12 protein-coding genes are annotated in these 14460 nt (G+C 63.5%); 8 read left to right on the plus strand and 4 right to left on the minus strand.

Going from position 1 to position 14460, the window contains the following annotated elements; all coding sequences use genetic code 11:
• Positions 1-3: 3 nt before the first annotated feature.
• Genes frr through IWX88_RS03370 form a run of 6 tightly spaced genes read left to right on the plus strand, consistent with a single transcriptional unit; the run spans position 4 to position 3889 of the window.
• Entirely contained in the window at positions 4-558 is a 555-nt protein-coding gene (gene frr, locus IWX88_RS03345) for a ribosome recycling factor (protein WP_196827142.1), read from the plus strand.
• Positions 559-1539 carry a phosphatidate cytidylyltransferase gene (locus IWX88_RS03350; protein WP_196827144.1) on the plus strand — a complete coding sequence of 327 codons (981 nt, stop codon included), beginning with the start codon at positions 559-561 and terminating at the stop codon, positions 1537-1539.
• Between the two features lie 35 nt (positions 1540-1574).
• A complete protein-coding gene (locus IWX88_RS03355) occupies positions 1575-2126 on the plus strand; it encodes a DivIVA domain-containing protein (protein WP_196827146.1) in 552 nt (183 codons plus the stop codon).
• Positions 2127-2173: 47 nt separating this feature from the next.
• The gene (locus IWX88_RS13760; RefSeq protein WP_231368745.1) at positions 2174-2803 is read left to right on the plus strand and encodes a transglycosylase SLT domain-containing protein; all 630 of its coding nucleotides are present in this window, start codon (positions 2174-2176) and stop codon (positions 2801-2803) included.
• A 58-nt stretch (positions 2804-2861) separates the two neighbouring features.
• Positions 2862-3161 (plus strand): hypothetical protein, encoded by a 300-nt coding sequence (locus IWX88_RS03365; protein WP_196827148.1) that lies wholly within the window; start codon positions 2862-2864, stop codon positions 3159-3161.
• Positions 3158-3889: an alpha/beta hydrolase gene (locus IWX88_RS03370; RefSeq protein WP_196827149.1), complete on the plus strand. Its 732-nt coding sequence runs from the start codon at positions 3158-3160 to the stop codon at positions 3887-3889. Before IWX88_RS03365 ends, IWX88_RS03370 begins: the two co-directional genes overlap by 4 nt.
• 6 nt (positions 3890-3895) lie before the next feature.
• On the opposite strand, the gene IWX88_RS03375 is transcribed toward IWX88_RS03370, so the two are convergent.
• Entirely contained in the window at positions 3896-4948 is a 1053-nt protein-coding gene (locus tag IWX88_RS03375) for an AI-2E family transporter (RefSeq protein ID WP_196827151.1), read from the minus strand.
• 41 nt (positions 4949-4989) lie between these two features.
• Positions 4990-6942 carry a DivIVA domain-containing protein gene (locus IWX88_RS03380; protein WP_196827153.1) on the minus strand — a complete coding sequence of 651 codons (1953 nt, stop codon included), beginning with the start codon at positions 6940-6942 and terminating at the stop codon, positions 4990-4992.
• Positions 6943-7290: 348 nt separating this feature from the next.
• On the opposite strand from IWX88_RS03380, the gene IWX88_RS03385 reads away from it, so the two are divergent.
• Together IWX88_RS03385 and IWX88_RS03390 are read left to right on the plus strand one after the other, a co-directional pair.
• Complete coding sequence (locus IWX88_RS03385; protein WP_196827155.1) at positions 7291-9051, plus strand: hypothetical protein; 1761 nt, start codon at positions 7291-7293, stop codon at positions 9049-9051.
• Positions 9048-9968 carry a tetratricopeptide repeat protein gene (locus IWX88_RS03390; RefSeq protein WP_196827157.1) on the plus strand — a complete coding sequence of 307 codons (921 nt, stop codon included), beginning with the start codon at positions 9048-9050 and terminating at the stop codon, positions 9966-9968. The genes IWX88_RS03385 and IWX88_RS03390 overlap by 4 nt, the downstream gene beginning before the upstream one ends.
• A gap of 121 nt (positions 9969-10089) precedes the next feature.
• Here IWX88_RS03390 and glgB read toward each other — a convergent pair whose 3' ends face one another.
• Entirely contained in the window at positions 10090-12351 is a 2262-nt protein-coding gene (gene glgB, locus IWX88_RS03395) for a 1,4-alpha-glucan branching protein GlgB (protein ID WP_196827159.1), read from the minus strand.
• Positions 12352-14328 carry an alpha-1,4-glucan--maltose-1-phosphate maltosyltransferase gene (locus IWX88_RS03400; protein ID WP_196827843.1) on the minus strand — a complete coding sequence of 659 codons (1977 nt, stop codon included), beginning with the start codon at positions 14326-14328 and terminating at the stop codon, positions 12352-12354.
• Positions 14329-14460 lie beyond the last annotated feature (132 nt).

Genomic DNA, 14460 nt, shown 5'->3' on the forward strand with positions numbered 1-14460 from the left:
TTCGTGATTTCCGATGTCCTGGCAGAAGCTAAAGACAAGATGCACAAGTCCGTCGAAGCTGCGAAAGACGATTTCAGCAACGTGCGCACCGGCCGCGCCAACCCGGCGCTGTTCCAGAAGATCCTCGTGGACTACTACGGCACGCCGACGCCGCTCGGCCAACTCGCAGGCATGAACAACCCAGAGGCACGAACCCTGATGATCACGCCCTACGACAAGGGGTCGCTCAAAGACATCGAACGGGCGATTGCTACTGCGCCGAACCTCGGGGCCAACGTCGGAAACGACGGCACGGTCATCCGCGCCACCCTGCCCGAGCTCACCGAAGAGCGTCGCCGCGAATTTGTGAAGATCGTGCGCGCCAAAGGGGAGGACTCCAAGGTGTCGATCCGCAATATTCGTCGCAAGGCGAAGGATGATCTCGACGCCCTGAAGACCGAGGTCGGAGACGACGAGGTAGCCCGCGGTGAGAAAGAACTCGAACTGGTGACGAAGGCGCACATCGACGCGATCGAGGATGCCCTGAAGAAGAAGGAAGCCGAGCTCCTCGAGGTTTAGATGACTGAGCCAGCGGAGAAAGCTCCGGCCAAGAAGAGCCGCAGCCGAGCCAAGCGTGAAGAGCTCGAAGCGCGGGCGCATCTACTCGAAGAGGAGTTCAGGGCGCAGATCGCAGCGACCCGTGCCCAGATCGACGCCACCAATGTGAAGATCGAGGCGCGCACCGGTCGCAATCTCCCGCTCGCGATTCTCATCGGCATCGGGCTCGGAGTCCTGCTCATCGGCAGCCTGATCTTCGTCAAATCACTGTTCATGATTTTCACCGGTGCACTCATCGGGTTTACGACATTCGAACTCGCGAGCGCTTTGCGCTTCGCCGGTCGCGATGTGCCGCGCTGGCCGAGTGTCGTCGCGGGGCTCGCGATGATCCCCGCCGCCTTCTATCTCGGCGGCGAGGGCCGGTGGCTCGTCGTGCTCGGCGCGATACTCTTCGTGGCCGTCTGGAGGCTTGCTCAAAGCTTGGGAAAGAATCACCAGGCCAACGCCCAGGACCTGTGGAAGGATGTCGCGGCCGGCACCTTCGTTCAGGTCTACGTGCCGTTTCTCGCAAGCTTCGCCGTGCTCCTTGCTGCCGAGGACGGAGGGGAGTGGTGGGCTCTCGGCTTCCTGCTCATCGTTATCTCTGTGGATATCGGTGCCTACGCTTCGGGGCTGTCCTTCGGCAAACACCCGATGGCGCCGCGAATCAGTCCCAAGAAAACCTGGGAGGGTTTTGCTGGCTCTGTGCTCGCCGCGCTCATTGCGGGAGTGCTCGTCTCGCTCTTCATGCTGAACGAGCCCTGGTGGTTCGGGCTCATCTTCGGCGCGGTCATGGTGTTCACCGGCACGATCGGCGACCTCACCGAGTCGCTCATCAAGCGCGATCTTGGAATCAAGGACATCAGCACCTGGTTGCCGGGACACGGGGGGTTCCTCGACCGCCTCGACTCGATTCTGCCGAGCTCGGCGGCGGCCTATGTGCTATTCGTCATCTTCAGCTGATCACGTCGGACTGACCGGTAGGGCACAATGGTGGCGTGAGTACAACCTTTCCCCGCATCCGCAAGTCCCGTCGCGGCTATAGCGTTGACCAGGTCGAGGACTTCCTTGAGGAGGCGCGTCGTGCCTACTCCGCCGAGCCAAACGAACCAGCGGTGGTCAATGCCACCAACATCCGTCAGATGGCTTTCTCGCTGCAGAAGGGCGGCTATTCGCCCTCGCACGTGGATGCCGCGCTTGAGCGCCTTGAGGATGCCTTTGCCAGCCGCGAGCGAGAGCGTGCGATTGCCGAGCGCGGGGACGAAGCCTGGTACACCGAGGCGCGCAGCATCGCCCGTGAGATCCTTGACCGGCTTGCCCGACCCGCAGCCCACCGTTTCGATCGGGTCGGCCTGCTGAGCAAGGGCTATCACCGTGTGGATGTGGATGCTTTCGCGTCGCGCCTGACGAATTACTTCCAGGATGGTCGACCGATGAGCATCGATGAGGTGCGCACAGTGTCCTTCCGCCCGCAGAAGGGGGGATACCGCGAGGCCCAGGTCGACCTGGTTCTTGACTCCGTGATCACCGTGATGCTGGCGGTTCGCTGAGGCAGGAATGGGCTTTTTGTCGATCCGTGGGCTACAGTTGGGCACCTATGGGTAGGCGATCGAAGCATCTTTCTCCCCGGGCCGCGTCACGCGGGGTCGGGGTGGCTGCTCAGGGACACCGGATTCGCACCGGGCGTCTGCTTCCGATCTTCTCCTTCCTGGCCGCATCCGGCCTCATTCTGGCGCTGACGATCGCACCCGACCAGGCACAAAATTCATTTGCCCTCACCCAGGTTGCACAGCACGATCTGCAAAAGCTGGAAATAGCGGATGTGACGGCCGCAGTAGTCACCCGGGACAGCTACCAAGTCACGAAGAAAAAAGTCCAACCGGTCATTGCGGTCGGTGCTGGTGCTCCGGCGGTCGGAATACCCGATCCGGGATCCGCACAGGCCATCGGCCACGATATGGTTCTCGCCCGCGGCTGGGGAGAAGACCAGTTTGCCTGCCTTGTCGCTCTGTTCAATCGTGAATCAGGCTGGAACGTCTACGCTGCTAATCCCAGCGGTGCCTACGGTATCCCGCAGGCGCTTCCGGGGTCGAAGATGGCCACAGCGGGTGCTGACTGGGCCACTAACCCGGCAACCCAGATCTCCTGGGGGCTCGGGTACATTGAAGCGCGCTACGGCACCCCGTGCGGCGCATGGGGACACAGCCAGTCTGCAGGCTGGTACTAAGAAGCCAGAGCGGGTCGCGGTGCGATTGCATCCGTCGACACTCATTTAGGGTGGGAGCATGCCCCGTTCCAACCGCCGCCGTGGATCGCGTTCCGCAGACGGTGCGAACGAGGGCTACGACGTCACCCGCGCTCTGTTTGGCAGTCGCCTCAGCGTGTCCCGACGTGACGGACAGTGGAACGTGCAATCGGTCTCGGCCGCATCGGCGAGCAAGACCTATATCTGTCCGGGTTGCAGCCTCGAGATTGCACCGGGGACGTCACATCTTGTTGCGTGGCGGGCGGATGGGCTGATGGGCGAGGCGGAAGATCTCGCGGCCCGTCGGCACTGGCATCCACACTGCTGGAAGATCACATGACGGGCCTCCTGATCCGCGGTGCAGTTGAACTGCCCGCCCGACGCGAAGACATAGAGCTGCACACCCGGGACGGACTGACTCTGGTGGGCGAGCTGTCAGTTCCGCTCGACCGGGATCCGGTGGCGACAATCGTCACGCTTCATCCGCTGCCGACAGCCGGCGGCTTCATGGACTCGCACATTATTCGCAAGATGGCTGGGCGGTTACCAGCCCTCGCCGATCTCGCAGTGTTGCGCTTCAACTTCCGCGGCGTGTCTTCGCCGCGGGGTACCTCCGGTGGTTCGTTTGGTGGCGGAGTCGACGAACGGCATGATCTCGCGGCGGCGATGGAGCTGGTACAGGCGCGCGGTCTGCCGCATCCGTGGCTACTCGGTTGGTCCTTCGGCACCGAGGTCGTGCTCACGTATGGACTGGAGCACCGGATAGACGGGGCGATCCTCCTCTCGCCGCCTCTGCATCGCGCGACGGATGACGAGATCGCCGCGTGGGCGGGCAGCGGTAGGCGCCTGGTCGCGATCATTCCCGAGTTGGACGACTATCTGCGCCCCGCAGAAGCACGTGAGCGATTTGCCCTCGTGCCCGAGATCGACCTGGTTGCCGTCGAGGGTGGTAAACACCTCTGGGTGGGGGAGTCCCAGACGCGTCGGGTGCTCACTGAAGTGGTGCAGCGGCTCAACCCGACAGCGATCCCTCTGCCCGAGATCTGGCCGCCCACCCCGCCACGCTGACGCGGATCAGAGTTCGTTCTGCCGCGGGACAACCACCTGGTCGATGATGAGCAACACTGAGGCCGCGACCGGAATGGCGATGAGCGCTCCGAGGATACCGAGCAGCGCCCCGCCAGCAAGCGCGGCGATGACGACGATGGCCCCCGGTACCTTCACCGCGCGGGTCATCACGCGTGGGTTGATCACGTATGCCTCGATCTGCATGTAGATCACGTAGTAGATCCCAACCCAAAGCGCGGGGCCGGGGCCGGCAAGTAGCAGTGTGCTCAGGGTGATCAGCACACTGCCCGACAGCGTGCCAACGAGCGGCACGAGAGCGAACAGGAAGGCGATGAAGGCAAACAGAGCCGGGTATTTTGCACCGAACAGCTGACCGATCGACAGGAAGATGAAGCTCGCGACACCGTTTGCAAGGGCGATGGTTCCCTGGCCGATTACGTAACGCCCGACCGAGGCAGTGATCTGTTCGGCGATATCGGAGAAGCTCGCCCGCTTTGAGGCCGGGACGAGACGGTACAGCCCCCGCTTCATGCTCGAGAGCGACGCGACGAAGTACAGGGTGAGGATCAGAATAATCACAAACCCCGTCACACCGCTTGCGATGCCGACGCCGACCGACAGGAGGCCGCCGCCGATGGTGGAGACGTTATTACGCAACCAGCTCTCGGACTGGGTTATCAGGTCGTTCAGGTTGATCCAGACCGGCAGGTTCTTCTGGGTGTCTTTGATCCAGTTTGCCTGCGAGACCGTTGCAATGAAGTCGGGGAGGCTGGCGATGAGATTATTCACCTGGTCGACGATGACCGGTACGACGGCGAAGATCAGTCCGACGAAGACGCCGAGGACGCCGATGAGCACGGCGAGAATCGCCAGCGGCCGGGGAAACCGGTGTCGCTCGAGCCACGAGACAGCCGGATCGATCCCGAGGGCGAGGAACAAGGCCGCCCCGATGTAGGTCAGAATCGTCGACAGGGACGCCACTGCACTGCCGATGCCGACCGCGACCAGCACCCCGAGGCCACCCAGCAGCCCCAGTCGAAAGGCGTTCTGGATCTTCACTGCTGTTCCATCCTCACGGCAACTCCCGTAGCACTCGGAGGTTACTGATCGGTGGCAACCTTCTCTGCCTGAGACAGTACCGTCCGGAGACTCTCGAAGTAACCAGCCACGGCCTCGCGCTCGATCCGAATCTGGGAGAGTCGCTCTTCGGCATCCGCGACGAGGTCTGCGCTGCGCTTCTCGGCATCCTTCTGCATTGCCCTGGCGCGAGCCTCGGCATTGGAGAGGATCTCCGCAGCTTCGGTGCCAGACCGGTCCCGAAGCTCCCGGGCATCCGCTTTCGAGTCCACGTCGATCGCGTCGGCTTCGACCCGCTTCTCAGCGGTGATGCGAACCGCCTCCGCAAGCTGGGCCTGAGCCTCCTCGAGATACTTCTGGGTCTGGGCGACGGCCTCCTGATGCTTGGTCAGGAACTCCTTCTCCGCTTCGTCCCGACGTGCTGTCAACTCGACGTCCAGATCGGTGCGTGCCTGCTCCGAGTCGAGGGTGAGGCGGGTGCGTGCCTCGGCGGTGTCATGGGTGAGCGACGCACGAGTCTGCTCAACTTCGCGCGTGATGTCTGCGCGCAACTGCTCCACTTCGCGAGAAATGTTGGTGCGCTGTTCCTCGACGTCGTGCTCGAGTATCGATCGAGCTCCGGTGAGTTCGACGTTGAGCTGTGAGCGCGCTTCGGTCGTCTCCTGCAACAGTTCAGCACGAGCGCGGGTCGATTCGAGGGCCAGCGTTGCCGTGGCAGCCTTCGCCTCCTGAGTGATGGTCGCGGCTGCGGCTGCGCGATCCTGCTGCACTGTGGCGAGGGATGCGGTGGTCTCCTGCTGTAGTGCGGCGCGCGCGGCGGCGGTTTCCTGCTCGAGTGTCTCGCGGGTCGTGGCGGTATCGAGGGCGAGGGCATTGCGGGCTGCAGTGGTCTCCTGCTCGAGAGCGGCACGGGCGGCTTCGGTCTCTTCCTCTAGCGCGACCCGGCTCACCTCGGTTTCCTGCTCGAGAGCTGTGCGGGCAGCGGCAGTTTCCTGCTCGAGCGCGATGCGGGTGGCTGTGGTCTGCTGCTCGAGTGATGCACGGGTCTCGGCGGTGCGGCGCGCGAGGGCGTTGTGAGCATCCGCCGTCTCACTCTCGAGAACATTGAGCTTTTCGGCGCTGTCGAGTTCGAACGCGGTGCGCGCCTCGTCGATCTCACGTGCGAGTTCCGCGCGCTGCGCCTCTGCAGAGAGCGCGAGCTCGCTGCGGACGGCATCGGTGTCTCGTTCCAGATCGGTGCGCTGCTGCTCCGTGTCGCGAGCCAGGTCCCCCCACTGCTTCTCGGCTTCACTGCTGAACTCGGTTCGACCGAGCTCGGTCTCCCTGGCAAGTGCCGCGGCGGCATCCCGCGCCTCACTCATTTCACGGTTGGCAACCGCCTTCAGCTCGGCGGCCTCACGCTCTGCTTCAGAGCGCACCGCAGCAGATTCACGCTTCGCGGTCGTGCGGGCTTCCGCAGCCTCCGTCGCGACGGCACCGCGGATTGCAGCGGCGTCGCGAAGGGCGTCCTGCGACATTGTTTCGGCCGCTGAGCGCGTGCGTTCGAGGAGTTCGGCTGCTTCGGAATTGGCCGAGTCGAGGATGCGGCCAACCGTAGCGTGCGCGTCGGCAACGCTCTTCTCAGCGCTTTCCATCGCGTCGGCGCGGAGCCGTGTCACCTCAGCCTGAACACCGCTGCGCAGTTTCTCGGCATCGATATCTGCCTGGCTGATGAGTCTCGTCGACTGCTCTTCGGCGACGCGGAGGGTATTTTCGAGCTTGGTCCCGAGACCGCTGTAGGTCGGGCTTCCGGCTTCTTCGATCTCCGCCTGGAGGTCATCGACCGTTGCGTGGAGGCGCTTGAGTTCCTTTGAGGCCTCTGCCTTGTCGCTGTTGGCTTTGATCAGTTCGCGTCGCAGGTCCTGGATCGCACTGTCCACCTCGTCGCGGTTGTAGCCCCGCATCGCCGTGGTGAAAGTCTCGTCATCGGTGGCCACGCTGTCTCCTCGGGAGTGATTTTGGCCCATGCGCGCAGGAAGGCGCCGGCAGGAACCATCTGAGTTTACCCTGAGAGCCACGCGGCACGCCGGTCCGATTCAGCTGCTGGAACGCCATGTTCACCGGCTATCGGCGGTGACAGTGAGGCAGCTCTCAGCGTCCTTAGGCTACTGTTGAGCGTCTTTGCCTGTTGCCATCGGGACTTTCTATTCGGTCCCCGGGCCTCCTGGCGTCACCCGATGTCGCCCTCCGCCGCTCCTGCGCTGGAGGCGGCTGAGTTACGGGAGTGATGTCGCGGGAGATGCCGACCGCCGGTCGCCCACGGCAACACGAGAGGAGTAACCAACGTGCGTTTCATCGCTGCGATCATCAGTTTTGTGATCGCTTTCGGGCTCATCGCCTACGGTATCGCCCAACGCACTGTGCTCGCCGAAGCCGACAGCATCACCGCCTCGGAGACCTTCACGACCACCGCACCGGTCACCATCATCAACTCCTCGACGCTCAAAGCCCTCCCCGGTCGCCAGGAGATCCAGATCGGTGGGGCGAAAAAGATTTTTGCGGCCTATGGCCGCACCGAAGACGTGCTGGCGTGGGTGGGCGACGCACAGTACAACCGCGTGGGTTTTGATCGCGAGAAGTCGACACTCACCTCGCGCCTCATCGCAGGAGTGGCCTCTTCCGTACCCACTCCTCAGGGTTCCGATCTGTGGCTCGACGAGTACAGCACGACCAACTCCCTCAATTTCACGGTCAATGTCCCCGACGGAATCTCGGTGATCATCGTGTCTGACGGCACCAGCGCCGCCCCGAGCAACCTGTCGATCCGCTGGCCGCTCGACAATCGCACGCCCTGGTCGGGTCCTCTCGTTGTTGGCGGCATCGTGCTTCTCATCATCGGGCTCGCCCTGTATTTGTGGGGTCTTGCTCACCTACGCAGGTCGCGCGGACCGCGCCGGAAGACGCCGAAGATGCCGAAGGTGCCACGCCAGCGCAGCTACCGACCGCGCAAGCCGAAGGCTCTCGCACCGAGCGGTAGCCGTCGGTCGAATCGGCGTCGCATGGTGGCGATCATGCCGGTTCTGCTTATTGGCGGTCTCACACTGAGCGGATGTTCACCCTCGTCCTGGCCCGACTTTGGGTCAGGGGCGGCCTCCGCGACTCCAACACCATCGGCCACGGCCCCGATAGTCAATGACACCCCTCCCGCGGTCACCAGTCCTCAACTGCGGGTGATTCTCTCGCGAATCTCAGCGGTCGCGGAGAAGGCGGATGCGGATATGGATCTCGAGTTGGCGAAGACTCGCTTCGACGGGCCTGCGCTCGACCTCCGTGCGGCGAACTATGCCATTCGTAAAGTGGATGGCACCCAGGCCGCGCTCGCGGCCATCCCGGCCGGCAACGCGACCGTGATCCTTCCGCAGCAGCAGAAGGCCGATCAATGGCCGCGCGTCGTCTTTGTCGTGGTGCAGAACCCCACCGACAAGAAGATTCCTCCGGTGGGACTGATGCTCGAGCAGAAGACGCCCCGCTCCGATTACAAGGTGCAGTACGCGACGGCCCTCGAAGCGGGAGTGGTCTTGCCCAAGCTGGCAGCCAAGGAGGTCGGCGCACCCCGTCTCGACCCCGAGAGCAAGCTGCTCGAACTCAAACCGTCCGCGGTCGCTCTCGCCTACGGAGATATTCTGGAGAAGGGGCCAACGAGCGCGTCGTCGAAGTATTTCGACACCGCCGATGACAAGCTCATTGGCCTGATCGGTGTCGAGTACCGCAAGTCGTTGCAGGCGGCCCTCCCGGCAAACGCAAAGATGGAATTCGCTAACTCGGTTGGTCCGTTCGACAGCATCGCAATCGGCAGCAACGACTCCGGTGCCATCGTTGCGGTCTATCTCAATGAAACCGTGACGGTAACCCCCGTCGAAGCCGGCGCTGCAGTGAATCCCGAGGGCCAGGTGAAGTCGCTCTCCGGCGTCACCGGGTCCACCAAAGGCACGGTTGCAATCTACGGCGACCAGTTGCTGTTCTACGTACCGAGCACGACGAGCAATCAGAAGATAATGCTGCTCGGGTTCGCGACCGGTCTCATCTCAGCTAAGGAGCTTCCGTGACCTCGATTCCCCCCGCCAGCCGCGCCAACCTGCGCGGTGCTGTCGATCTGTCTTCGCTGCTGCGTCCGGCAACCGGGGCGCCTGCGCCCGCACCTGGCCCCGCTGAATCGGTGCCATCACTGGTGGTCGAATCGTCTGACGCATCCTTCACCGCGATCCTCGATCTCTCGCAGACGGTGCCGGTGGTTGTGGAACTCTACGTCGGTGAGCCCTCGGCCACGCTCATCCACGCGGTCACTGCGTACCGCGGGCGTCTTGTCCTCGTAACAGTGGATGCGTCAGCGAACCCCCAGCTCACCCAGGCGTTTCATGCGGCCGCGGCTCCCACCGTCGCCGCAGTGATTGGTGGACGCCCAATCGCGCTGTATGAGGGCGAGCTGCCAGAAGCGGATGTGACGCAGGTGCTCGACCAGCTGCTCACCCTCGCTGCCCAGCAGAATGTCACCGGCACGGTGGAGCCGTCGCAGCCCGGAGCCGAGCCTGCTGAACCGGCCGAAATACCACTTCCCCCGCACCACCAGGAGGCGTACGACGCGATTGCCGCCGGCGACTTGGAGACCGCAATCCGCGAATACACCACCGCGATCGCGCAAGATCCTCGCGACCAGCTCGCCGTGGCAGGCCTCGCCCAGGTCTCACTGCTCGCTCGCCTCGGCACAGCAACAGCCGCCGAGATCCGGGATGCTGGCGCCGCCACTCCCACCGACATTGACGCGCAGTTGGCTGTAGCCGACCTCGACGTCTCCGGCGGTCACCTTGACGACGCGTTCGACCGCCTCCTGACACTGTTCCCCACCCTCGACCAGGCGGGCAAAGATCGGGTTCGCACCCGCCTGCTCGACTTCTTCGAGATCGCGGGGGTCGATGATCCGCGGGTCGTCGCAGCGCGCCGCCGACTCACCGGGCTGCTCTACTAGCTTCGCCCCGCCAAGCCGCCTCGAGTGTCAACTTCGCATGGGCTCAACGCCCTGGAGGATGTGAAGTTGACCCTTTGCGACAGCTGCACCCGCAGCCGCAGCCGCGAGCACCAGGGTGGGCTCAGCGCCGCAGCTTGAGCCAGAGGCCGGCGAGCGGAGGCAGGGTGACTTCGGCGGAGGCCGGGCGGCCAGCCCACGGCGTGTCGGTGGCTTCGACCGCGCCGAAGTTGCCGATTCCCGAGCCGCCATACTCCGAGGCATCCGTGTTCAGGATCTCATCCCAGGTGCCCGCGAAGGGAAGGCCGACCCGGTATGGTCCCACTGGATTGCCGCCGAAGTTCATCAACACAGCGATCGGGTTGCCGTGATTGTCCCAGCGCAGGAACGACACGGCGTTGTGCTCGGCATCGCCGGCATCGATCCACTCGAATCCGCCCGGATCGTTGTCGCGCGACCACAGTGACGGCTGCTCTCGATAGACCCGATTCAGCTGGCTGACGAGGGTGAGGAGCCCCCGGTGGATCGGCTGGTCGAGAATCCACCAGTCGAGCCCGCGCTCTTCGCTCCACTCCGACGGTTGCCCGAACTCGGACCCCATGAAGAGCAACTGTTTACCCGGATGCGACCACATGAACGCGAGATACGCCCGCAGATTGGCGAGCTTCTGCCACTGGTCGCCCGGCATCTTGTGCAGCAGTGACCCCTTGCCGTGAACGACCTCATCGTGACTGATCGGCAGAAGAAAGCTCTCGGTGAAGGCGTAGACCATGCTGAAGGTGATCTCGTTGTGATGGTACGAGCGGTACAGGGGATTCTCTTCCATGTACGAGAGGCTGTCGTGCATCCAGCCCATGTTCCACTTCAGGCCGAAGCCGAGGCCGGAACCGCCCGTCGGCTTGGTTACTCCCGGCCATGCGGTCGACTCCTCGGCGATAATCACGATGCCTGGATTGCGCTTGTACGCGGTGGCGTTCACCTCCTGCAGGAAGCTGATGGCCTCAAGGTTCTCCCGCCCGCCGTTGACGTTCGGCAGCCAGTCATCGGCTTCCCTCGAGTAGTCCAGGTAGAGCATCGAGGCGACGGCGTCGACCCGGAGGCCGTCGATGTGGAAGTCCTCGAGCCAGTAGCTCGCATTAGCGACGAGAAAATTGCGCACCTGCGAGTCGCCGAAGTTGAACACCAGGGTTCCCCAGTCGCGCTGCTCACCGCGCCTGGGGTCGGAGTGCTCGTAGAGCGGCTGCCCGTCAAAGTTTGCCAGCGCCCACTCGTCTTTTGGAAAGTGCGCCGGAACCCAGTCCATGATCACGCCGATATCGGCCTGGTGCAGTCGGTCGATGAGGTAGCGAAGGTCATCCGGATGCCCGTAGCGGCTGGTTGGCGCGTAGTAGCCGGTCACCTGGTAGCCCCACGACCCGCCGAACGGATGCTCCGCGAGCGGCATGAACTCCACGTGAGTGAATGCGGTTTCCTGCAGGTAGGCGATCAGCTCATCCGCCAGCGAGCGGTAGTCAAGTCCCGGACGCCACGAACCGACATGCATCTCATACACACTCATCGGGGAATTGTGCGGATCCCGCTCAGCTCGGCGACTCATCCAGTCTGAGTCCCCCCACTCATACCGGGTCTGGCCAACCACCGAGGCGGTCGCCGGAGGTATCTCTGTGTAGCGAGCCATCGGGTCGGCGCGCTGCACCCAGCGCCCGTCGGCGGTGAGCAGCTCGAATTTGTAGGAGCTGCCCGGGGTGAGGCCGGGCACGAAAAGCTCCCAGACTCCGTTGTCGTCGAGTCGGCGCATGGCGTGCCCGAGGCCGTACCATCCGTTGAAGTCTCCGAGCACCCGCGCAGCTTTCGCGTGCGGAGCCCAGACGGAGAAACTCGTTCCGACCACGTCCTCGTGCGGTCGGAAGTGCGCCCCGAACACCTGCCAGAGCTGTTCGTGCCGGCCCTGACCCCAGAGATACAAGTCGACATCTCCCACCGAGGAGACGAACCGGTACGGATCATCCGCCACCCAGTCCGGTCCGTTCGAGTAGGTCGTTTCGATCCGGTAGGCCTGACCAGCCCCGGCGATGAATCCCTGCCAGAGGCCATCAGCCAGGTGGATGAGGGGAGCGCGGCCGCCATCGGCGCGAATCACCGTCACCGAATCGGCGAGGGTACGGATGACCCGGATGACAAATCCATCCTGCAGGGGATGCTGCCCAAGAGTCTGGTGCGGCTGGGGGTGGCGACCCTCCACGAGAGCCGCGATGTGATCGGGGTGCAGAGACGGGAGCGCAGGGACCGTGCTCGAGGGCTTCTTGGCGGCTGGCTTCTTGGCGGCTGGCTTCTCGTCGGCTGGCTTTCCGCCTGTTGACTTGCCCGCGCCCGGTACGTTCGCCATTTATTTGCCTCTCGGGGATTCGACACGCAGGATGTGCACGGGCTCGACGAAGGCGTCGAGTCGCACGAAGTTCCTCTGGCCCCAGATGAATTTCTGCTTCGTGATCAGGTCGGTCACCTCGAACGGCTCGTCAGCGTCAACTCCGAACCGGGTGGGGTCGAGAAAGACCGTTGACTCGCGGGCGGAGTACGGATCGAGGTTTGCCACGACGATGATCGCGTCACCACGCCCGGAGCGGGTGAATGAGCCGTCGAGGTACTTGCTGTAGACGAGTGTCGACTCGTCATCACTCCAGTGGATGTCGAGATTGCGCAGCTGGCGCAGGGCCGGATGTTCCGCCCGGATCTTATTCAGCAGGGTGATGTACGGCGCAAGCGAACGCCCGGCTGCCTCGGCCGCGCCGAAATCCCGGGCCTTGTACTGGTATTTCTCGTTATCGATGTTTTCTTCAGAACCGGCGCGTGCAACATTCTCATACAGCTCATAACCGGCGTAGACGCCCCAGTTCGGTGAGGCGGTGGCCGCGAGCGCCGCGCGGATCTTGTAGGCCGGCGGCCCTCCGAACTGCAGGAACTCGGTGAGGATATCCGGGGTATTGACGAAGAGATTCGGGCGGAAATAGGCCGAGTGTTCGTGGGAGATCTCGGTGAAGAACTCTTCGAGTTCGGTCTTGGTGTTGCGCCAGGTGAAGTAGCTGTAGGACTGCTGGAATCCGGACTGTCCGAGGGCGTACATCATCGCTGGCCGGGTGAATGCCTCGGCGAGAAAGACCACGTCGGGAGTTTCTGAGCCCACCTGGTGCAGCATCCACTCCCAGAACTGCAGGGGTTTTGTATGCGGGTTGTCGACCCGGAAGATGGTCACCCCGAGCCCGATCCAGTAGCGGATGATGCGCAGCACCTCGGTGCGGATTCCGATGGGATCGTTGTCGAAGTTGATCGGGTAGATGTCCTGGTACTTCTTCGGGGGATTCTCCGCGAAGGCGATCGACCCATCGGGAAGGGTGGTGAACCACTCCGGATGTTCGGTGACCCACGGATGGTCGGGCGAACACTGCAGCGCGAGATCGAGGGCCACCTCGAGGCCGTTCTTCTTCGCTGTATCGACGAAGGCCTCAAAATCCTCGACGGTGCCGAGATCGGGATGGATGGCGTCATGTCCGCCGTCCTTCGACCCGATAGCCCAAGGGGAACCCGGGTCGTTCGGCCCCGGATTGAGGGTGTTGTTCGGGCCCTTGCGAAAGCTCACACCGATCGGGTGGATCGGCGGAAGGTAGATCACATCGAAGCCCATGCCGGCGACGTTGGGGAGGCGACGGGCGGCGGTGCGGAATGTGCCGCTTTTCCAGCTGCCGTCGGAAGCCTGCTTTGCTCCTTCTGATCGCGGGAAGAACTCGTACCAGCTGCCCGAGCCAGCTCTGGTGCGCTCGACGCGAACCTCGAGTGGGAGGCTCAGGGTGGTGAGACTCGCGAGCGGGGTCTTCTCGATCTCCGCGGTCACCCGAGGGTCGAGCGCCGCGTCGAACCGAGCTCCGGGTGCGAGGCTTTTGGTGCCCATGAGCTTCGCAGCATCCGTCAGAATCTTGTTTGTCGGGGCGCTTTTCACCGCACGGGCAAGAAGGTCCATGCCCATCAACAGCATGAGTTTCACGTCGATCCCGGCCGCAATCTTGATCTCGGCGTTGTGCAGCCACGTGGCCCAGTCATCCCTCCACGCCTGCACGCTGTAGACCCAGGTGCCCTGCAGGTCGAGTAAGACCTCGACTTCCCATCGATCGAGCCCGAGCCCGACCTCGCGCATCCGATACTTCGACTGCACGCCGTGCGGAGTGGACAGCAGCAGATCGACCCCGAGGATGTCGTGCCCCTCGGCGAATACAGTCGCCTGGAATGGCACCACCTCGCCCGCGAAGGCTTTGGCCGGCCAATTGTTGTCGGGCTGCTGGGGGGCGAGGGCGCGAATCGGGATGCGGCCCATTTTGGGTTCGTAGACATTCGTCACCCCTCGACCGTAGCGGCTCAGCCCAGTAATCTCTTCCTAATTTCTCCCCGAGACTGCTGGCCTGAACCCGCGGTACGCGTCGAACCGCTGCGGCCATGGATTCGAACG

This window comes from Frigoribacterium sp. CG_9.8 (assembly GCF_015751965.1).
Classification (GTDB): Bacteria; Actinomycetota; Actinomycetes; order Actinomycetales; family Microbacteriaceae; genus Lacisediminihabitans.